Genomic DNA, 21,806 nt, shown 5'->3' with positions numbered 1-21,806 from the left:
TACATTTGCATTTATTCTTTGATGGCTTGTTGAGTTAATTTAATGATTTGATTGTAACAAAAATTATCAACAAGACTGATTAAAGACTGAATTAAAGAATTGTTATCTGGAGGTACTGACTTAACTAAATCAGCAATTAAGTCATTGTCAGCAAGAGTTGCTGCTTCATGTAACTGGGCGATCCAACTATCAGGCATGTGCGATAAAAGTACCTTGAGATCATCTTCTAATGTATCTAGATCAGGGTTATCCACTTCTCGATTGTGATGCTCGGTATCGGTTTCGTATAGGTAAGATACGCCCAAATATTCTGTCAATTTGTCTAAAATTACATCTTCGCGAAAAGGCTTCCGCACAAAATCATCACAACCTGCCGATAGAATAATGGCTTTTTCTTCTTCCAAGGCGCTGGCAGTCAAGGCGATAATTACAGTTGCCTGTCCTTTTAGATGGGCTTTAATTTGGCGGGTAGCTTCGTAGCCATCCATAACTGGCATTCGCATATCCATCCAGATCAGGTGTGGTTCCCATTCATCCCAAATGGCGATCGCTTCTGCCCCATTTTCTGCTTCTCGCACTTGGAAACCTACAGATTCTAATAATTTGACTAGCAGATGCCTACTTTCCCAACGGTCTTCTACTACGAGAATGCGATATTCAGATTGGTTGGGGGCTAAGCCAATAATATAGCGATCGCTTAAATGTTTGGATGAACCTGAAATCTTAGGTATATGCACTGGCAGATCTACCTGAAAAATGCTACCTTGCCCCAATTTACTGCTCACAATGATCTTGCCACCCATAAATTGGGCAAACTTACGACTAATTGGTAAACCCAAACCAGTGCCTTCCCCAGCCTGTCTTCCTAGATCACTTTGCTCAAAGGCTTCAAATATTTTTTCTAAATGCGTTGAGGGGATACCTTCACCAGTATCTTCTATGGTAAATCTCAAGATAATTTGATCTTGGGGATTTTCTGCTAGGGGCTCTATTTGCGATCCAAGATTTTTCTCCGTTGGAGTCTCTGATGAATAGATTATATTGGCAGATAAAATGATAGATCCGAAATTGGTAAATTTGACAGCATTACTTAATAGATTGATTAAGATCTGGCGTAGCTTTCCTTCATCGGTACTAATCCATTGCGGAAGTGTTGATGCTTGCTTGAAAATTAATTGCAATCCTTTATCGTTTGCTCGGAGTCGAAACATTTTTTCGAGCGTATCGAGCAGATGATGTAGATCGAAACTAGTGATATTTAGGGTGATCCGTCCAGATTCAATTTTGGACATATCTAAAACATCATTAATTAGTTCTAATAAATGCTCACCGCTATTATGGATGATTTTGAGATAAGAGCGATGGGTGTCCTTGAGTAAAGTGTCGCGAGCCATGAGTTGCGCAAAACCCAAAATCGCATTTAGGGGTGTTCGCAGTTCATGACTCATACTTGCTAAAAATTGTCCCTTTGCCTGACTTGCAGCTTCGGCGGTTTGTTTTGCCTGTTTGAGTTGCTGTTCGGTTTGTTTGCGATCGCTAATATCACGGGCTACCCAAACTACTGTTTCTTGATCGATGGGAGAGATACTCGCATTCCACCAAATTGGTTGCTCGGTATCAGTGAGGTTATATTCAATATTTAATGTTTGCTGGGTTTCTAACACCTGTTGGATCGTACTGACAAATAACTCCGATAGTTCGGGAGTTAATATTTCTGAAGGAAGTTTACCAAGAACTTGGCTAGGGGTTAGCCAACCTAGTTTTTTGCGTGTTTCAGGGATCTTGAGAATTCTGCCTGAGCGATCGCGGACTAAAATCACCTCATCCATAGCTGCAAATAAGGCGCGCATTTCCGCATTAGTAACTTTAAGCTTTTCCTCGGACTGTTTATGATCAATACCTAAAGCGATCGCATTAGCAACTGCATCAATAGATTGGATATCAGTATCTAAATGTGACTCAGAAATCAAAAGCATGACCCCAATCACCTTCTCTCTCAGCATGATGGGATATCCAACAAGTGAGGCAATCTTCTCGCTCTGTAACCATTCCCGATCCTCTGCCGATAAGTCTGTTAAGATTTGATCCGTTAACAATGGCTGAAAATTACCCTGTGTAATTGCCCAAATTTTATCCTTGGCAATCAAATTCCGCAGGCGATCGCTATCGGTATGATTGTAATGTCCTGCATTGGCATATAGATCCAAACCATTTCTAAGATCATTAACGATCCAAATCTGGGCAAAAGCAATGTTCATATGCCGCCATAGAGATTCTACATAGGATTGCAGAACTTCTTCTAATGTACGGAGTTGAGTGGATGCAGAACCAATTTCTGCCATCAAAATTGATAGATGTACCCGTTCTAATAGCTCTGTTTCTACTTGTTTGCGATCGCTAATATCAAAAATTGCTCCATCGATCCAGAGTAATTGATCATCTTCAGTAAATACTCCCTGTCCCTTTTCATATAACCAGCGAATATTACCTTGAGCATTAATAATTCGGAATTCTAAGCTATAGGAATCTCTACAGACCAAGCTTTCATTGATGATTCTCTCTACCATTTCTTGATCTTCTGGATGGATAATACTTTTCCAGCTTCTTGTCTGACTATTAATAAAATCTGTCGATGAATAGCCTGTGATTTCTGTGACTGCACCGCCCAAAAACTCCATCTTCCCATCTTGATTGTAGGTACTTCGATAAACGATACCTGAGAAATTGGCAACTAAACTTCTAAACTTTGATTCCGATGCTCGTAATGCTGATGTCCGTTCTTCAATTTGATCTTCTAAGCCCTCATTGATACTCTCTAACTCGGCAAAAGATTGTCTGAGGCGAGAAGCCATTTGATTAAAAGCTTGGGAGAGGATATTTAGTTCTTCGATTCTGGTAGAGGGAACTTCCCGATCTAATTCTCCATTTGCTAGGGCTTGGCTTGCTAGAGTCAGTCGCCGCAGTGATTTATTAATATATTGAGTTGTAAAAATCCCTAAAGCGATCGCACTGCCGAGAGCAATGCAAGTCATCAAAATTGTTGTTTGCCGTTTGGCATTAATCTGTTCCATAAAGTCTGACTCAGGCATGGTTACAGCGATGAGCCAATTAATCCCCCGTTCATCTCGATAGGGCATTACCTTGAGAAATATCTGTTTTCCGTCAGCCCAAAACTGTAAGTTCTGTTCGGTTTTGATCTTGGTTAAATCTCCAACCTGTTGATCTAGATGCTGAGCCGATGCCCGAATCATCGGTTGATTACTATTTTTAAAGGATAGTCTTTGGGGCTTGGTGGGATTGTTAGCGATCGCATAGGGATTTTCCGTAGTTGAGCTAGCCACTAATAACCCTGATGGCTCAATAATAAAAGCTTGACCCGACTTGCCTATGCGTAATTCCCTTAAAAATTGACTAATATTTTCCAAAGAGATATCAGCACCTAAAATCCCTATCCTTTCACCATTAGCATCATAAACAGCCAAACTCGCAGTAATTACATGATCAGATAAAGTAGAGTCTGGATAAATTTGACTCCAAGTTGGTTTATTTGTTTTTAAGGCAGCCTGATACCAAGGGCGTTGACGCGCATCATAAAATTCGGGCTTTCCGTTTAGGCTTAGACGATTGCCTTGTTGATCAAGACTGTAATAGTAACGTTGGAAGCCATTGATATTAATTGCGAGTTGTAGTGATCGCGCTGGATCTGGATATTTTTGAGATATGTTCTGATCCTTTTCTAATCGAGTAATTCCCAAAAATTCGCCTGCCTTTTCGCCGCCATAATAAATCCAACAAACCGTAGGAAAATTTTGAATTTGCTGCCAGAGATAGATTTCACTAGATCGACCTTGAGTTTTTAAAATGCCTTGCTTTACTGCATCAGCATTAATTTTATTAACTAGATGGGGAGTTTCGAGATAAGAGGTAAGTTTTTGCTCAATGCGATCGCTGATTTCATTTTGAAGCTGTCCGACTAAATTTGCGATCGTTTCCTGTTCACTGCGCCAAGAGATCCATGCCATTACCCCTGATATGCCTGCAATCAAGATCACAAACTGACAAATCAGCATACATCGCAGAGATAACCTATGCTTTTTGTGAGCAATATCTGGAAATAGTAAGTGATCGCTCATAAACAAAATAACTTTCTAGTTACGCATGGAGCCTAGGATATGATTACTATTCTAAGGTCGTATTATCCAGACCGAATTTAGCGCCCTGACTTTTTAATAACTTTTTTAAAACCTTTTCGGCCCAATCTACGCTCTATGCCTCGCATTAAACTCGAACCTCTAGGAATCACAATCAATGTCTCTGCCAAAAATGGATTGTGGCGATCGCTCAAACATGCCAAGGTCGAACTAGCCGCAACCTGTGGTGGACAAGGAACCTGTGGTACTTGTGCCTTGAGGGTTTTTGATGGGGCAAGTAGCCTGAGTCCGATGAAAACCTTAGAGCAAGTAACCCTGAAAAACACGCGCAAAGATATCTCTCTATACCGTCTCACTTGCCAAGCTTCAGTAATAGAAGATGGAGTCGTTTTTCATTTAGATAATAAAGCTGATAAAAAATTAGCGCAAATCTTTGCAAGATTAAAAAATCGACTTGCCCCACGTAATATCCATCATCCCCTTACAGGAGAGTTGCTAGTCCAAGAAGGGGCTTTGATTACCCAAGAAATTCTAGAAAGTTTGCTGAGTGACTCCTGATTTAATCCGTAAAGCTAAAGGCTTACAAAGCAAGTCTTTAGCTTTATTATCCTTAGTGTTAAAAATTACATATTTTTTTTAACTTTTCGCAGTCAATCTTTTAACGGATTATAGATTTGTGACAAGATTACTATTAACTTTTATCTATAGCATTTCTCAACGTTAGTAAATTAACTACATACTGTTCTGCTGAATTTCAGGATAAGTCGGTTTTTTGATTTGCTGTAACCGAAGGAAACTGTGTTGCAGATGAGGGGCTATTTCTTAATATTAACTATTCTAATTTTTTATTTTTTATTTTTATCACATTAATCATTTAACTAATCTAAATTCAAACACTAGAATATCATTCAAAATTTAATAAAACATTATAAAAGCCGCAAATGCAGACGTTAAAGATGAATAACTCAGATTCTTTTTTTGAAGAATTAGTTGATCAGCCTTATCCCAAAAAACCGCTTATTCACTTAGCTTTAGCTGAATCACAACCAAGTGTATCCCAGATACTTCTTCAAGAAATCAAAAAAGATAATCGTTGGATTCCTGATCTATGTTCTAACTATCAACAGTTAGAGCAGACGATCACCAGACAGTCTTCTGACCTAATTTTATTAGGTAAATTAGAAGATTTGAATTGGCTAGAGGTATGCCGACGCTGTCTCAAGCAATGGCAAAATTTGCCGATAATTTTGCTAGTTGAACAGTCAGTTGTTAGTGACTTTTTTCGGGAATGGGCGATCGCCCGTGGTGTTCATGATGTGGTGAGTATTCATCCTCAAAATGTTCACTTATTGCAGAAATCCTTAGTTCACAATGCCTTAAAAACCCTTATCTATGCTTCTAACGCTAAAAAAGAGCCTGTTGATCAAGCTTTTCCCTTGGTAGCCCAAACCAATCCTGACACCTTGACATGGGAAGCAACGCTAGTAGCCCTCAACCGTTTAACTAAATATAGTTCTGGCTATCTGGGACCTTTAGCGATCGGTAACTATTGGCGAAAAAGTCATGAAAGTCTTGTGAATCTGCATCCTTCTTTGGAATATTGGCAAGTTGATTATCAAGGTCAAGTCAGTTGTCCGTTTATTTCTGAGCAGATTGCTCCCTTGACTCCTGAACAATTGCAGGATGTCCAAACATGGGTCAGAGCTTTCTTAAAGGAATGTGAACGGGTTATTATTGATTTCTCTCAGGTATTGCAATCTAAGGCAATATCTGTTGATGTTGCTAAGCTAATTTCCCCCGTTGAATGAGATCTAAGTGAAACAAATAAAATTACAACCATTAAATCAAGAGGTGGAGGTCGCAACCGAAAGTACTTTGCTTAGTGTTTTGCTGGAACAAGAAATGAATGTACTTCAAGCCTGTGGTGGTCAGGGGCGATGTGCAACCTGTCATATATATGTTCAATCAGGCAAAGAGGCTCTAAGTCCCAAAAGTGAACAGGAAATATTAACTCTGAGCTTTATCACTACCTCTAAGGAAAATTCGCGTTTGGCTTGTCAAGCAAGGGTTTTGCAAGATGGGCTGGTGATCGAAGTCCCTCAAGGAATGTATATAGGCTCGCTTGGGGAATTAAAAAGCTTAATTGGGAAACGCGCTCAACAAAATTTAATCCATCCATTGACTGGTGAGGTTTTAGTTGAGGAAGGTAAGCTGATTTTGCGATCGGCTTTAGAAAAGATGACTGAAATTGATTCCACCTTTACGGCTGATTTAAGCCAAATGTTATTGCCTTCGGAGAAATCTAAAGTTTTAAATAGGTAATGCAGTCACTGTTTAGACAAAACTTCAGGATTCACAATTCGTATCTACGCAAATGTAAGGAGTTCCAATGCCAAAATCAAACACTATACCTAACGGGGAAACGCTTATTTCGTTGACTTCTTTATCTCAAGTTTGTCATTTTAGTCGCCATACTTTTTTTAAATTTGATCAATCTAGGGGACAAATTCATGACTGGAATCACCACAAATATGTATTAGCAAGTGATGATTTTATTGTGTCGTTGCTTAAGGGGCTAGAGCATGAAGTGGGGGAAGCTTCTGGTTGGTTGATGTATTTAATTGGTAAGGATTGGGGAACTGAGGATGCTAAAGATTTTAAAATTTGGTTCGAGAGGGATTATCACCTCAGTATTAACAAATCAAGTCTCAAATTTGCTTTAGAAACTTGGTGGTGGCCATTAACTTCTCAAGGTTGGGGAAAGTGGAATGTCGATCTCAGCTCTATTCGTGAAGGTTTCATTTTTATCGATCTATTTGATTCTGCGGTAGCTAAGTCGATGGGGAATATTGGTAAGCCCGTATGTTTTCTTTATGCAGGCCTACTGGCGGGTTTCTTTTCGGTAATGCTAAATCGTGGATTGAGTAGTACCGAAATTCAATGCTATTCCATGGGCAATAACTTCTGTCGGTTTTTGATCGGGTCTGAGACTCGTATTAAGGCAGCAGAGTTTTGGTTAAGTTCTGGTGCTACTGCCCAAGAGATTGAGCAAAGACTGCTAGATCAGGATATCTCCAATAGTAATGGTCTCAGCCAAGCCATGGAGACAGGAGGTATTTGAGGTGAGGAAGCGTAATCGCAGCAGTAAGTTTTTTAAGAATGCGCTCCAACGTTTGGGCAGGTTGGGGCGATCAATTCTGAGATTGTTTAGAAACCTGTTCGCGCTCGATCGCAATCATCCTAAGCCGTCGGGGCGATCGCAGAACAACGATGCCGAAACGTATGATCAATCTTATCTAAATAGTAGGCAAGTAAGCGTTGTTTCTCGTCCAACTCCTTTTTTGTTGGGTTTAGAAGATATGCAAGATTTGGAGTTTTTGACTACAAGGGAGTTTATTCAGAAAATTGAATGGAATGCGGAGAGTGAGGAAATTTTGCCTGTGAAGGAGGAGGATCTCACTTTACTAGAAGATTTACTGATTAACTTTCCTGAGGCTTAGGTTGAGAGTTTGTCAGGAATTTTTATCGATGCTAACAACAGGCTTTGTTTATGGCTCGTTACCGCAAAATAAAACTCAAAACTAAACAATCACTATATTAATTTAATTGTTAATTTCTCAATAATTTTATAATTATGCTTACTTTATTAGAAAACGTTTTAGACCGCGCCGATGGCTCATACATTGCACCTGAGGATTTGCGAACTTTGGATCAGGCGATCGCTTCTTGGCAACTACGACGCAAAACCTACGATCTGATTCAAGTAGAGGAAAATGCCATCCTCGCTCAGGTGATGCAGCAGATCCAAGTTACCGCTCCTGATGTGGCAGCAAAGGTGACTTTTGATGGTGGTAACAAGTGCAATCGGGATATGGCCTTGGTACTGCGCTATTGTGCCACCGCGATGTTGTTGCAGGATGAGGAACTCCTCAAAGATCGTTTGCTGTACTGGATGCAGAACATCATGATCGCTTTGAAAAATCAACGAGTTAATGATTTTGTTTATCGCTCTTTACAAAAATCTGTTCAGGAAAATCTGCCTAAAGAAAATGCAGATTTGCTACTGCCCTACATTGCGATCGCTCACCAATGGTTAAGCCAATGACGAATAATTCAATTCCCGGAAATTATTTCTCGCCTCGTTTTTATGTTAAGTCCGATCCTGCGACGGGTTTACTGTCTACTCGTCAAGGCGATCGCCTCATTGCGATACCAGATTTTTTGTTACGAAGTATCCATCGCGCTTTACAGTCTGAAGCAGGACAGGCAGGAACTTTGGCACTCTATACCTTTGGCTTTGGCTGGGGCGGATCTTTTTATGATCACATTCGTGGTGAGATCGAGTCCTATAAAGGCGCAACGATTATGGCAACTAATGCTGTGGAGTTTTTGGCTACGATGCGTCAACTGTGGACTGTCCACGGCATGGGAACTTTGACCTTAGACTTTAGCCATCGCCAACATGGCTTGATTGTAGTTACGACCGAAAATTCGGTATTAACTACAGGTAGTGAAATTGGCTTGCAGTCAGGAAATTTGCCTTGGCATCAGCTCCAAGCAGGATTTATTGCTGCATGGTTTTCCCGCTGGGCAGGGAAGGATATTCGTGCCTGTGCTACGGATTGGTCAGAACAAGCTGAGGTAAGTACTACGCAGTCTCTAGATGCTTCTATTCCTATGCAGGACAATTACACACGCTTCATTGTGGGAGTAAACAGCAAGATCCAACAGGTGGAGCCTTGGGTAAAGCAGGGATTACGCACGACGGATATTTTGGAAAAATTAACAGCCAATTAAATAACGTCATTTCGGGTTAAGCTGGCAGAAAATGGGAAGAATCGCTAAGCGATTCTTCCCATTTTCTGCCATTTGCGCGGCGCGAAGCGCCGCGCAAATGGGCGTTATCGAACTCACGTTAATCAACGGACAGAGTTATAAATTTCTTCATTGACTTTTGCAGAGGCAAATAAATCGACCACGGGATGGGGATAATCAACACCGAGATGCACATGAAAACGTTTTTGCTCAACCTTTAGTAGTTGCCAAGGCTGATGGATTTTACTAGTTGGTAGAGCTGCAAGTTCTGGTAGCCAATGTCTCACATATTCACCCTGAGGATCATAGTCCTGCGATTGCTTATTGATATTGAAGAAACGGAAACCTCTAGCATCATTGCCAATACCTGAAGTGTAGTTCCAATTTCCCCAATTGCTGCAAGGATCATAGTCAATGAGAAGTGATTCAAACCATTCTGCCCCCATTCGCCAATCAATACCTAGATTTTTGGTAAGAAAGCTAGCTACATTTTGACGCCCCCGATTAGACATAAAGCCAGTAGCCTGAAGTTCACGCATATTCGCATCAACTAAGGGAAAACCTGTCTGTCCTGTTTGCCATAGTTCAAATCTCTTCCAGTCTTGTTTCCAAGGAATATTCATACCGCGTAGACCTGTGCGATAGAATAATTTGTCTCCATGTTTCGCTGCTACAAATCGAAAATAATCGCGCCAGAGAAGTTCAAAAATCAGCCAATAAGTTGAGTCATTCGCAAGGCGATCGCTCTCATATTGCTTGACTTGAGCATAGATATAGCGCGGACTGATGCAGCCCAAAGCTAGCCAAGGTGAAAATTTGGACGAATCATCGGCATTCAACATGCCATTGCGGGTTTGTTTGTAAACCTGTAGGCGATCGCTTTGCCAAAAGTAATGCTCTAGACGTTTGATCGCAGCAGATTCGCCACCACAAAATTTTAAAACTGAGCGATCGCAAGGGACAGGTTCTACTAGTCCTAATATCGATAGAGTTGGAATTTCGCCAACATCAAAGTGATGAGGTAGATGACTGAGGTGAGTTGGTGTGGGGAAAACATCCCGAACTGTAAAATCAACTTCTACTTGTTTGCGAAAGTGGGTAAATAGTTCAGGCAGTTGTGCGATCGCAAAGGGTAAATCGTTGGGATGTAATAGTGTGTTTCCCCAAAAGCTTTTTATTGCAATATCTTGTGGATTTAAAGCAGTCAGAAGATTCGTTTCTACGGATTTTTCTTCCGTTGTCACTTCTGCATGGTAATAGATAGAAGTAATTCCCCATTGCTGGGCTAATTTTGGTAAAATATCTTCGGGCTTACCAATACGAACAATAAGATCAGAATTAAGCGATCGCAAATTCTCCCGTAAATTAGCCACAGACTCAATTAAAAACTTGGCGCGAAATGTCCCTGTTTTCGCAAAACCAAAGGATGTTTCGCCAAAGTGACGCGGATCAAAACAATAAATGGGAAATACTGTTGCTCCCGTTTGCTGAGCGAATTGAGATGCTCGCCATAAAGTTTCGCAATCATGCGATCGCAAGTCATTGCGAAACCAAACTAAGATATTTTGATTAGTCATACTTACCTATCAGCAACAAGGGCTGAAGCCCCTTGTTCTACTAAAATTTATCTTTCTACAATTTGGAATTGACGATTAAGTAAGTTCATACTGGCGGAAATAGTCAGACTCATCGCAAGGTAGGTTCCCATGATAATCAAAATGACATTGACGGGTCTACCCGTTTGATTAATCGTTGTGGAGGCAATGCGATAGATGTCGGTATAACCGATCGCGATCGCTAGACTAGAGTTTTTGGCAATGTTTACATATTGACTAGTTAGCGATGGAATAATCACCCGTAATGCTTGCGGCAAGACGATCTTTTGCATAGTTTGGAAATTGCTTAAGCCCAGTGCTTTGGCTGCTTCTGTCTGTCCCTTGGGGACTGAGAGAATCCCCCCTCGGACAATTTCGGCAATGAAGGCGCTAGAAAACATGGTCAAGCCTAAGACAAGGGCGCAAAACTCAGAGCTAATGGTCATTTTTAGAGCTGCAATCGTTAATCCATCTTTAGCAAGGGTGGCAAAACCAAGGGAAATGCGATCGCTAGTTGAGGGAAGCGACAAAAAGATTGCCGAATACCAGAAAAATAGTTGTAACAATAATGGTGTGTTGCGGAGGATTTCCACATAAACACGGGCAATTTGTTTGAGTAACCAATTAGTCGAGAGCCGAGAAATTCCTACAGTAATACCAACTATGGTTGCGGAGATAATGCTGACGGAGATTGCTTTCAGCGAGTTAATCAAGCCCACCTGTAACGCACGGGTATAGCTGTCGGAAGCTTGGTATGGGAAAGGGGTATCGGCAATGTCAAAGGAAGCAGGATCACCAAGAAAGTCAAAACTAATCGCCAGCCCTGAACTTCGCATGTTTCTAGCTAGGGTATTCCAAGCCAAAATACTGCAAGTGATACCAACTACTAAAAAAATCAATTGAGCGATCGTGCGCCAATTCCAAAATTGATTGAAACGATCTTTGATGCTTGCGGTGAACTTCCCATTACTAGCGGACATTGCTTGTAGCACTCCCAAAATGGATTAAAGTTTTTGATTAATGATGGATGGTGATTATTACTGCCCATCATTACTCTTTAGGATTTTAAGTCTAGTATACTTGGTGCATCAAGGTGAAAAGCCTGTTCTGAAATTATGCCCAAGTCATCCATCAAAATAGCTATAGTTGGCGATGTTCATGACCTGTGGCAATCCGTCGAAGATCGTTTAGCATTACATACATTGCAAGTTGACTTAACTCTATTTGTGGGTGATTTTGGCAATGAGTCCGTAGAAGTTGTACAGGCGATCGCGGATTTAGACTTGCCCAAGGCAATTATTTTGGGAAATCATGACGCTTGGTATAGCGCCTCCGATCCTCATAGTAAAAATTCTCAAAAGAAACAATGTCCCTATGATCGAACTAAAGAAGATCGCGTTCAACAGCAATTAGATATCTTAGGGAAACTCCATGTCGGTTACAGTTGGCTTGATTTCCCTGAATTCGATCTCTCGGTAGTTGGTGCGCGTCCCTTTAGTTGGGGAAGTTCTAAATGGAAGAAGGAAAATTTTTATCGTGATCGCTATCAAGTACATAGCTTTGCAGAATCGACGCAAAGGATTACGGAATCTGTCAGCAATACTAAGCATGACACCGTGATCTTTTTAGGTCATAATGGACCCTCTGGACTGGGTAAAGAAGAATATTCGATCTGTGGTAAGGATTGGAAACCAATTGGCGGCGACTATGGCGATCCTGATTTTGCGGAGGCAATCGCGAAAACCTATCAAATGGGTAAATCCGTTCCCTTTGCCACCTTTGGACATATGCACCATCATTTACGTCTAAATAAAAATCGTAAACGTGAGGTGATCGCTACTAACGACATGGGGACAATTTTTTTCAATTCGGCGTTGACTCCCAGAATTGTCCAAACCAATGATGGATATTATCGGAATTTCTCGCTTGTCACCTTAGAATCTGGACGAGTTAGCCAGATATCGATTGTCTGGCTTGACGCTCTCTTGAAAGTAATTAGCGAAGATATTCTATTTGTAGCAAAGTAATAACCAAAAGAGTGGGGCGATTTGCGCCCCACTCTTTTGGTTTAAGAATTAAGGATAAATCACAGGCATATCCTGTACATACTTCCCATCACATTCATATTTTGCGCGAAACTCCTGTAAAACCATGCGATCGCCTTCTAGTTTATAAATCGCCGACGAGCCGCAGTCACCAACACCACGGAACTTAGTGAAATTGGTGAGAGTCTGCGATCGCACATTTACTCTAGGCACACCAGCGATCGAGCGATCGGTAATCCGTTTGGGCTTTTCGCCATTCTTTCCTTCTTGGAAACTATCAAACTCTAATGGAATTGCACGGGGTTTAGGAGCATCATCAATCCAAAGTACATATTCAAACGCACCCTGATAAGCCGCTAAAAAGCATTGAATCTGGACTAGATACTTCTTGTCAGAGATCTGGAAAGCTTTAGAACCCATGCCTCTCTTGCCATCCTCAGCACGGAAATTATCCTTGCAAACCCCTAGACTTTCGCGATTGTCCAGAACATATAGGAGTGGATCAGTAGAACTAGCAGTACTAGAATTGGAGTTACCAGTTCGAGCAAGATATCTCAATAACTGCTCTTCATTCAATTTGCCATTTGGGAAAGTCACCCGCAAAACAGGCTCAGGATTTTGGGTGGTTGGCGCTTCGAGCGTATACAAATATCCATCATTCTTAAATTCAATTGATCCAGATTTTTGGGGATTGTAATTCATTGCTTCCATATTGAGACCACCGCTACCATCTTTGTTGCGACTGATGTAATAGCGAGGACGCTCTGGTGCGCTAGCATCCGCACAAATGTAAACTCGATAATTAGAGGTTTCACCATAAGCATAAGTGACTTTAGACTTGCCACAGGTACTATTATCGTCAAGCTCTTTGATATCACCTACTGCGATCGCCTTTGCCGCCGCATTTTTAGGCTCAGTAGTTGCTTTGGGTGCTTCTGAAGTGGAAGCAGTAGGTGAAGTAACAGCTTTTGTGGTCGTAGTACTCGCGATCGGTGATGGTGATGAACTAGTCGCATCGGGATTAGCACATCCTAGAAATGTCAAACTTACCATCACAGCCATTAAACCGAGTCGATTTGGCAACATGCGTCCTGCTCCTTATGTCTTAAGCTTCACTAAATAATAATAGTCAAGCAAATATTCTTTAAATATTGTCTATGAATTATTCAATTATTGACATTTATCTGTGGAGATAAGTTCCTATATAGCGCTTTTCAAGCAAGCGATGTACAGAGGGTTATGTCCTCGCCGAAGGTAGGGACATAACCCTGTACTTCACTAGATTGGTATACGCTATATCGTTTTCTAGCCTTATGATTAATTCCTTCTATCAATAAAGAATTATGTTTAATTAAGAACTAATGTTGCGTGGAATAGAGATGACAAATTATTTACTTCTAGACTGAATAGTAATAAACAAGAAAGAGATTCCCCATTAGAATGTAAAAATAATTTAGGAGAGGTTTTGCGATCGCTTAACCCATACTCGATATTTACTACTGGATCTTTAACTTAGATAAATTTAAGTTTTAATAGTTTAGCAGGCAAATTGTATTAACGTGAGTTCGATAACGCCATTTGCGCAGCGCGCAGCGCTGTGCAAATGGCAGAAAATGGTAAAAATCGCTTAGCGATTTTTACCATTTTCTGCCTTCGTCGAACTGACGTTGTATTAAGACACTTAGCTTTTTCTATAGTGAAGCGATCATGAAAGGCTTTAGGTATTCAGCAATGTAATGAAGTTAATGCACCAGATTTTTCGTGATCAGGCTTATATGCACCCAAAAAACGGTTTCTTATTTTCCTAAGCATCCCTAGGTAAGCAGGAAAATATACTTAAAGTTTGCAAGTCTTGACACAAAATATTGTTGGCAATCCAAATTTAACTGCACCTTTAACAGTTCTTAACCTTTGGTTGGCGGAAGCAGTTTAGTATCAATCTTGTGTAGTTTAAACGCTTAGTCAACCGTAACAGATTCAATCCCAACCAGATTTTATGATGTCTAAAAAGAATATCAATCGTAGTGTTTTAACGTTTGTAGCAGGTGTTACATTAGCCACAACACTAGCATCCTGTAGCGGCGGCAACGACACCAAACCAAATGCGACCGCATCTAGCCCCGCAGCGACACAAACAACGGCGGCAAAAGATCCCGCAGCCGAAACATCTAAACTATCTGGCAACGTCACTGTTGATGGTTCTAGCACAGTTGCCCCAATCAGCAAGGCTGTTGCTGAAGACTTTGCAAAATCAAATCCTGGCGTAAAAGTTCCTGTTGGTACAAGTGGTACTGGTGGCGGCTTTAAAAAGTTCTGCGCTGGCGATACTGACATCTCAAATGCATCACGTCCAATCAAAGAAAAAGAAGCTGAAAATTGCAAAAAAGCAGGTGTTGAGTTTATTGAATTACCTGTTGCAGTTGATGGTTTAACTGTAGTTGTTAACAAAGAAAATACTTGGGCAAAGTGCTTGACGACCGCAGAACTCAAAACAATCTGGAGTCCTGAGTCAGAAGGTAAAATCACAAGCTGGAATCAAGTTCGTCCTGACTTCCCTAACGAGCCTCTCGCTTTGTTTGGTGCTGGTGCAGACTCTGGTACTTTTGACTACTTCACTGAAGCTATCAATAAAAAAGAGAAAGTCATTCGTAAAGACTATCAACCTAGCGAAGATGACAACATCATCGTTAAGGGTGTTCAAGGTGGTAAAGGTGCAATGGGCTTCTTTGGTGTAGCCTATTTTGAAGAAAATGCCAAGTCTTTGAATGCGGTTGAAGTTGATGGTGGCAAAGGCTGTGTTTCTCCTAGTATTGAAAACATTAATACTGGCAAATATTCTCCTTTATCTCGACCTCTGTTTATTTATGTAAACAAGAAATCTCTAGCACGTCCTGAAGTTAAGGCTTTTGTTGATTTCTATCTTGCTAAAGATGAAAAATTGGTCAAGGAAGTAGGTTATGTTCCTCTTCCTGGTGATGCACTTACTAAAGTTAAGGAGCGTCTCAAGTCTCAAACTGTGGGGACAACTTTTATGGGCGCTCCTACAGGCGTACCTATTGTTGAATTGATGTCCAAAGACTTGAAATAGTCGGAATTTGAGATAAGCCTTCCCCATGTTATTGGTGGGGGGCTTATTTTTTTGATTTACTTGATTGGAAAATTTTAATGCCAAGTCCCGTGAATAATTTTGAACCAGATTCACTCGATCTCTATCAACGCCGCGATCGCAATATCCGCGAAAGTGTGATCGGCTATGTGTTACTTTTTTGCGCTTTCATTTCTGTGCTGACCACAGTTGCGATCGTTTATGTACTTGCCTCTGAAACCATTAGTTTCTTTGGTAAGGCGAGTATTGGTGAGTTTTTATTTGGTAAAACTTTAGAGAATGGCAACTATAGCTGTAGCTGGACACCACAATTTGCTGAAAAAAGTTTTTGTGTATGGCCAACTGTTAACGGCACATTGATGGTGGCGCTAATTGCGATGTTGGTAGCAACACCTTTAGGACTTGCTACGGCTATTTATCTATCAGAATATGCTTCACCAAGTTTAGGTAAATTCCTCCGCCCAATTATTGAACTGCTAGCAGGTGTACCGACTGTTGTATATGGATACTTTGCGCTCACCTTTATCACCCCACTACTCAGCAAAATTCTACCTGGGGTGCAGGGCTTTAATGCTCTCAGCGCAGGCTTGATTATGGGGGTAATGATTATCCCTACGATCGCCTCAATCAGTACAGATGCAATGATTGCTGTACCAAGCTCTCTGCGTGAAGCAGCCTATGGACTTGGCTCCACGAAAAAAGAAGTTTCTACTAAGGTCGTGCTTCCAGCTGCATTGTCTGGCATTTGTGCCGCTATTATTTTAGGAATATCTCGTGCTGTCGGTGAGACAATGATTGTGGCGATTGCCGCAGGACAACGTCCGATTCTTACCCTTGATCCGAGACAAACCGTTGGTACGATGACAGCCTATATCGCGCAGGTTGCCAAAGGTGATTCGCGGGTGGGCAGCGTTGAATACGAAGCCCTATTTGCTGTGGGTATGACACTCTTTTTGATCACGCTTCTTCTCAACATTATCAGTAAGCAAATTAGCAAACGTTTCCAAGAAACCTATGAGTAAAGGGTTCGATACATTCGATCCATTAGAAAATGCGATCGACGGACAATCTAGCGAGTCAAAATTTGAACCAAAACTAGCATCAAGACAGCTATGGGGAAAAGTATTTGCAGCTTTTTGTATTTTTGCGACATCCCTTGGCTTGATCGTTTTGGCGTTCCTGCTTTACAAGGTGGTTAGTGATGGTTCTAGCCGCTTGAACTGGGATCTATTTAACCTATATCCATCGCGCCGTCCTTTAGAATCTGGATATAGAGCGGCAATTCTCGGATCGATTTGGATGTTGCTCTATGTTCTGCTCTTAGTAATTCCCTTGGGAGTTTGCTCCGCCATTTACTTAGAAGAGTATGCTAAGAAAAACTGGTTTACGGAGATCATTGAGCTAAATATTTACAACTTAGCTGGTATTCCGTCAATTATTTATGGACTATTGGGCTTAGGGCTATTTGTACGTGGCATGTACAGTGGAAGGGCAGTCTTAGTGACAGGGATTTTAACAATTACTTTACTGATTTTACCGCCAGTAATTGTGATTTCCAGAGAGGCAATCCGTGCTGTTCCCCAATCAATCAGACAAGCCTCCTATGGAGTTGGTGCGACTAAGTGGCAAACGATCCGCCATCATGTTTTACCTTCGGCATTACCTGGAATTTTAACGGCGGTAATTATCTCTACCTCTAGAGGGATTGGTGAAACTGCGCCGATAGTTGTGCTTGGTGCAGGTACGGTTCTCTTCGATCCTAAGGCTTCTCCCATCAATTTTGGGGCTTTATTCAGTGGTAAGATAGGGGATGTATTTACCGATACATTATGGTCAAACGACAACTTCTTTTCAGTACTGCCTTACCAAATCTATGAATGGGTTGGTGATCCTAAGGCAGACTTTCAGGTACTAGCTTCAGCAGGTATCGTCGTGCTTTTGCTATTAGTTTTAGGTATGAATTTGGTTGCGATCTTTCTACGCAGTCGAACAAAGTAATTCAGATTATGGGGCATTAGTTTGAAATTTACCTATGGCAAATTTCAAACTCAAAAATAAGCATTACCCAGAATATTGGACGAGAGATAAATCTAACGAATTTGGTTTTTTACAATGAACTTAAGTAGCAGCGTTTCCGACAATCAGTCAGTTTTAAAAGTTGAAGATGTTAACGTTTTTTATAGCTCTAACTCACCCGCAGTTGCAGGTGTTAACTTAGATATTTTCAAAAATCAAATTACAGCATTTATCGGACCTTCAGGATGTGGAAAAAGTACGATTCTGAGATGCTTTAATCGTCTAAACGATCTAATTGAAGGGGCAAAAGTTAGAGGGAAAATTACCTTTAATGGGCATAATCTTTACGATCCTAAAATCGATCCCGTTGCGGTGCGTCGTCATATTGGGATGGTGTTTCAGCGTCCTAATCCTTTCCCAAAATCAATTTACGAAAATATTGCCTTTGGTCCCAGAATCAATGGATTTAAGGGTTCTAAAACTGATATGGATGACTTGGTTGAGAAGTCACTGCGCTCAGCCGCCATTTGGGATGAAGTCAAGGACAAGCTCAAGGAAAGTGGTTTAGCGCTTTCTGGTGGTCAGCAGCAACGTTTATGCATTGCTAGAGCGATCGCTGTGGAACCACAGGTGATCTTGATGGATGAGCCTTGTTCGGCGCTTGACCCGATTTCCACTTTGCGGATCGAAGAATTGATGCAGGAACTCAAGCAAAAGTTTACGCTGGTGATTGTGACTCACAATATGCAGCAAGCATCGCGATCGGCAGATATGACCGCGTTCTTTAACACAGAAATTAATGAACATGGTAAGCGCACAGGTAAGCTAGTGGAAATGGATCGCACTTCCATAATTTTTAGTAGTCCCAAGCAAGTTGCTACCGAAGAGTACATTAGCGGTAGATTTGGTTAGAATTTTGCAATTTGATTAAGGAGACAATGGTTTGTGTTACGGCAAAGCCGCGCTAAAAAACATTGTCGTCTTGCTTAAACAAAGAAAAGGACGCAAAGCGTCCTTTTCTTTTTGGCTTTTTTAGGAAATGTTTCTGAAAAAATGTTAGTTTTTTGTAGAGCTATGTTTCTTAAGCAGAAATAAATACCAATGGAGCCAGTGAGATCTCTGACCAAAAATAGTAGCAATGTGGTTACGCCTTTGCTAGAACTGCGTGGAATCCATAAAGCCTTTGGGGAGAACGCTGTACTGAATGGTGTTGATCTAACTGTCCATTCTGGAGAAGCGATCGCCATTATTGGTCCCTCTGGTACGGGTAAATCAACGATTTTGCGGGTGATTTGTGGATTGCTGGCTGCCGATGCTGGCGAAGTTTATATCAATGGCAACCTTGTTGAGTCTGAAGAAGATATTCAAGAAGGCGGCTATGGTCTCAATATTGGCATGGTATTTCAGAATGCGGCGTTATTTGACTCGCTGACAGTTGCTGAAAATGTCGGCTTTTCACTGTTTGAGCATTCGCGATTATCCCGCCATGAAATTTATCGACTGGTTGAACAAAAATTAGCTTTGGTGGGACTAGAAAATATTAGCGATCGCTATCCGAGCCAACTATCGGGAGGGATGCGAAAACGGGTGAGTTTTGCCCGTGCGATTATGGATGATCCCACTGCCAAGAATCAAGCGAAAAAAGTACTGCTCTATGATGAACCGACCGCAGGGCTTGATCCTGTCGCTTCGACGATTATCGAAGACTTGATGCGATCTCTGAGGGAGCAGCAGGTTTGTGATAGTTACATCGTGGTGACACATCAAGATAGTACGATCCGTCGTACAGCTGATCGCTTGATGGTTTTGTATCGCGGATCGGTGCGCTATGCAGGAAACGTGAGTACAATTGATACGACAGACAATCTGTATGTCAGGCAATTTTTTAGTGGCAGTACTGAAGGTCCAATTCAACTTTTGACAAAGGAGGTATGAGGCTCGTGCAGCGAAAAACTTTACGCGACGGTGCGCTTGGCTTATTTATCATCGGTGGAGTAGTTGCCTTTGGGGGCGCATTGCTCTGGTTGCGCGGGCTGCAACTAAATGGTTCTAAGTTTACATTTACGATTAAATTACCTGATGCTAGTGGGTTGAATACTGGCTCAGTGGTGAGGTTTCGTGGCGTAGAAGTAGGACGAGTTACGGCGCTAACGGCTCAAGCTGAGGGGGTTGATGTGCAGGTGGGGATTGAAAACCCAAAACTACTGATTCCCAAACAATCAATTGCCGAAACTAATCAAAGTGGCTTTTTGGGCAATACCAATATTGATATTTTTCCGCCTAAGGATAAGGTAGCGATCGATCCTAATCTCAATCCTCTTGCCAAAGATTGCAACAATGATTTAATTGTTTGCCAAGGTGGACAAATTGAAGGCTCAAGGGGTGTGAGCTTTACCGTTTTGCTGAAAGACATGAGTGTGACTCTCCGCAAGATTAATGATCAGAGCTTGATTGATAATCTCAATGACACTTTAGTCTCCGCCAAAGCGACTGCAAAAAGCATCCAGAAATTAACTGATTCTGCTAATCGGGTAGTCGGCACATTTGAAAGTCAGATTGCCAAGTTTGGGGATACGGCTGATGCGATTAGTGGGGCAGCGACGAAGGTAGGCAATGTGGCAAATAGCGCTCAAGATTTGATTGAGGTCAATCGCGAGAAACTTGCCCAAACCTTAGATGGGATTGCGGCTACATCGAGAGAAGCGCGATCGCTACTAGCTAGTGCCAAACCCCTGTTAAACGATGGCAAACTGATCGCAAATTTGCAGAAACTCGCAGAAAATGCGGCTGAGACTTCGGCAAACCTGCGCAAGGTGACTGGGGAGTTAAATGATCCCGCCACGATTGCTTCCCTACGGGAAACACTGGATTCGGCGCGAGCTACCTTTGCTAATGCCAAGAAAATTACGGCGGATCTCGATGAACTAACGGGCGATCCTAAACTCCGTAGTAATATTCGCAATTTGATTAATGGTTTGGGGGGATTGCTCTCCACCGCACCGAATTTGGATAATTTGCCCACGGCAAACAAATCGCAATCTAGTGAAACCGCTAGCGATCTCCCTAAATTACCGACTACTGTCGAAGTTGCGCGGAACAAGGTGATTAAGCCTGCAACGGACGATCAACCCAAACGTGAAAAGTCTCTTGATGCCGAAAAAGTAAAAATTAATAGTCCTACACCAAGTACGACCATTAGCAAATCGACAACAAACTCAGTTACAGGAACTTCTAATTCTGCTAGCTCAAGTGATCAATGAACTTTACACCTAGTCAAGTTTGGCTAATTATTGGTATCGCACTTTGGGTAATTGAGTTATTAGTACCATTACCGACATTGTTGATTGCGGGTGCAATGGGACTAGCGGCAATTTTGGTGGCTGCGATCACACTGATCCTGCCCATTCCTGCCTTGCAAATAGTAGCTTGGATGCTAACTTCAGGAATATTGGTAGTGCTATCGCGCCGCTTTATTCCTAGAGATTCCCATCAGCTTAAGGAATCGAGTGAAGGGATTACGCTGACCGAAATTCCCGCAGGACAGACAGGCAGAGTACAGCATGAGGGAGTCTCGTGGAAAGCAAGGTGTGATGATCCCAAAATTGCGATCGCCGCTCAGCAGAAAGTAATTGTTTTAAGACGACAAGGCACAACCCTAATCGTTGTTCCTGAAAATTGGCTGCAATAGTAAAAGAGGGGCAAAGCCCCTCTTTTATTTTTTAGTGGAGATGTCAGAAATATTAAAAATAAATAATTTTAAAGTTGGTAAATCAAAAGTTTTCCACAGAGTTTTCCACAGATATTGGGACTTTTTCCACAGATTAATAGGAGTTTTCCACAGGTTGTTTTAGAAATCAACATGCTTCAGCCTTACTGGTTAAGGATTCATTAATGAGGAGAGTGTCACACTTGGGAAAACTTTTCGAAGCTGATAGTTTATGAAGATATGTAAAAGAAAAACAATGATAATGCTGATTCTGTCAAGTGCTGTTCATGTATTTATCCTTTACATTAATCTTTTCGTTACGTTGACAAGAACTGCTAGTTGAACGCACAATTAAGTCCCGACCTCTGAAAA

At 41.5% G+C, this 21,806-nt stretch carries 19 protein-coding genes; 15 read left to right on the top strand and 4 right to left on the bottom strand.

Annotated elements, in window-relative coordinates:
- Positions 1 to 11 precede the first annotated feature (11 nt).
- Positions 12 to 4,133, bottom strand: coding sequence for a cache domain-containing protein (locus tag NMG48_RS00375; protein WP_271253512.1), 4,122 nt, complete (start codon positions 4,131 to 4,133; stop codon positions 12 to 14).
- A 135-nt stretch (positions 4,134 to 4,268) separates the two neighbouring features.
- Between NMG48_RS00375 and NMG48_RS00370 the strand changes: the two genes are divergently transcribed.
- From NMG48_RS00370 to NMG48_RS00340, 7 genes are all read left to right on the top strand, one after another.
- Positions 4,269 to 4,709 carry a 2Fe-2S iron-sulfur cluster-binding protein gene (locus NMG48_RS00370; protein ID WP_271253511.1) on the top strand — a complete coding sequence of 147 codons (441 nt, stop codon included), beginning with the start codon at positions 4,269 to 4,271 and terminating at the stop codon, positions 4,707 to 4,709.
- Positions 4,710 to 5,107: 398 nt separating this feature from the next.
- Complete coding sequence (locus NMG48_RS00365; RefSeq protein ID WP_271253510.1) at positions 5,108 to 5,959, top strand: hypothetical protein; 852 nt, start codon at positions 5,108 to 5,110, stop codon at positions 5,957 to 5,959.
- 7 nt (positions 5,960 to 5,966) lie between these two features.
- Positions 5,967 to 6,473: a 2Fe-2S iron-sulfur cluster-binding protein gene (locus NMG48_RS00360; protein WP_271253509.1), complete on the top strand. Its 507-nt coding sequence runs from the start codon at positions 5,967 to 5,969 to the stop codon at positions 6,471 to 6,473.
- Positions 6,474 to 6,540: 67 nt separating this feature from the next.
- On the top strand, positions 6,541 to 7,272 hold the full coding sequence (locus NMG48_RS00355; RefSeq protein WP_271253508.1) for a V4R domain-containing protein: 732 nt from the start codon (positions 6,541 to 6,543) through the stop codon (positions 7,270 to 7,272).
- A 1-nt stretch (position 7,273) separates the two neighbouring features.
- Positions 7,274 to 7,651: a hypothetical protein gene (locus tag NMG48_RS00350; protein WP_271253507.1), complete on the top strand. Its 378-nt coding sequence runs from the start codon at positions 7,274 to 7,276 to the stop codon at positions 7,649 to 7,651.
- 134 nt (positions 7,652 to 7,785) lie between these two features.
- Positions 7,786 to 8,256, top strand: coding sequence for a phycocyanin (locus NMG48_RS00345; protein ID WP_271253506.1), 471 nt, complete (start codon positions 7,786 to 7,788; stop codon positions 8,254 to 8,256).
- Positions 8,253 to 8,948, top strand: coding sequence for a hypothetical protein (locus NMG48_RS00340; protein ID WP_271253505.1), 696 nt, complete (start codon positions 8,253 to 8,255; stop codon positions 8,946 to 8,948). Before NMG48_RS00345 ends, NMG48_RS00340 begins: the two co-directional genes overlap by 4 nt.
- A 122-nt stretch (positions 8,949 to 9,070) precedes the next feature.
- Here NMG48_RS00340 and NMG48_RS00335 read toward each other — a convergent pair whose 3' ends face one another.
- Together NMG48_RS00335 and NMG48_RS00330 are read right to left on the bottom strand one after the other, a co-directional pair.
- Positions 9,071 to 10,543 (bottom strand): DASH family cryptochrome, encoded by a 1,473-nt coding sequence (locus NMG48_RS00335; RefSeq protein ID WP_271253504.1) that lies wholly within the window; start codon positions 10,541 to 10,543, stop codon positions 9,071 to 9,073.
- A 47-nt stretch (positions 10,544 to 10,590) separates the two neighbouring features.
- On the bottom strand, positions 10,591 to 11,541 hold the full coding sequence (locus NMG48_RS00330; protein WP_271253503.1) for an amino acid ABC transporter permease: 951 nt from the start codon (positions 11,539 to 11,541) through the stop codon (positions 10,591 to 10,593).
- A 135-nt stretch (positions 11,542 to 11,676) separates the two neighbouring features.
- Between NMG48_RS00330 and NMG48_RS00325 the strand changes: the two genes are divergently transcribed.
- Positions 11,677 to 12,588: a TIGR04168 family protein gene (locus NMG48_RS00325; protein ID WP_271253502.1), complete on the top strand. Its 912-nt coding sequence runs from the start codon at positions 11,677 to 11,679 to the stop codon at positions 12,586 to 12,588.
- Between the two features lie 48 nt (positions 12,589 to 12,636).
- Here the strand turns inward: NMG48_RS00325 and NMG48_RS00320 are convergent, their stop codons facing one another.
- A complete protein-coding gene (locus NMG48_RS00320; RefSeq protein WP_271253501.1) occupies positions 12,637 to 13,692 on the bottom strand; it encodes a DUF1176 domain-containing protein in 1,056 nt (351 codons plus the stop codon).
- Between the two features lie 910 nt (positions 13,693 to 14,602).
- Here NMG48_RS00320 and NMG48_RS00315 point away from each other — a divergent pair.
- The 7 genes from NMG48_RS00315 to NMG48_RS00285 all read left to right on the top strand — a co-directional run bounded on the left by NMG48_RS00315 (position 14,603) and on the right by NMG48_RS00285 (position 21,416).
- Positions 14,603 to 15,694: a PstS family phosphate ABC transporter substrate-binding protein gene (locus tag NMG48_RS00315; protein WP_271253500.1), complete on the top strand. Its 1,092-nt coding sequence runs from the start codon at positions 14,603 to 14,605 to the stop codon at positions 15,692 to 15,694.
- 77 nt (positions 15,695 to 15,771) lie between these two features.
- Positions 15,772 to 16,734 (top strand): phosphate ABC transporter permease subunit PstC, encoded by a 963-nt coding sequence (gene pstC, locus NMG48_RS00310; protein WP_271253499.1) that lies wholly within the window; start codon positions 15,772 to 15,774, stop codon positions 16,732 to 16,734.
- Positions 16,727 to 17,710, top strand: a complete 984-nt coding sequence (gene pstA, locus NMG48_RS00305) for a phosphate ABC transporter permease PstA (RefSeq protein ID WP_271253498.1) — start codon at positions 16,727 to 16,729, stop codon at positions 17,708 to 17,710. Before pstC ends, pstA begins: the two co-directional genes overlap by 8 nt.
- 114 nt (positions 17,711 to 17,824) lie before the next feature.
- A complete protein-coding gene (gene pstB / locus NMG48_RS00300) occupies positions 17,825 to 18,640 on the top strand; it encodes a phosphate ABC transporter ATP-binding protein PstB (RefSeq protein WP_271253497.1) in 816 nt (271 codons plus the stop codon).
- A gap of 189 nt (positions 18,641 to 18,829) precedes the next feature.
- Positions 18,830 to 19,663, top strand: a complete 834-nt coding sequence (locus NMG48_RS00295; protein ID WP_271253496.1) for an ABC transporter ATP-binding protein — start codon at positions 18,830 to 18,832, stop codon at positions 19,661 to 19,663.
- A gap of 5 nt (positions 19,664 to 19,668) precedes the next feature.
- The gene (locus NMG48_RS00290; protein WP_271253495.1) at positions 19,669 to 20,988 is read left to right on the top strand and encodes an MlaD family protein; all 1,320 of its coding nucleotides are present in this window, start codon (positions 19,669 to 19,671) and stop codon (positions 20,986 to 20,988) included.
- Positions 20,985 to 21,416 (top strand): NfeD family protein, encoded by a 432-nt coding sequence (locus NMG48_RS00285; RefSeq protein ID WP_271253494.1) that lies wholly within the window; start codon positions 20,985 to 20,987, stop codon positions 21,414 to 21,416. The genes NMG48_RS00290 and NMG48_RS00285 overlap by 4 nt, the downstream gene beginning before the upstream one ends.
- Positions 21,417 to 21,806: the final 390 nt, after the last annotated feature.

It is taken from the genome of Pseudanabaena sp. Chao 1811 (assembly GCF_027942295.1).
Lineage (GTDB): Bacteria > Cyanobacteriota > Cyanobacteriia > Pseudanabaenales > Pseudanabaenaceae > Pseudanabaena.
The sequence above is the reverse complement of the archived record's forward strand: the minus strand, read 5'-3'. Positions and strand labels throughout refer to the sequence as shown.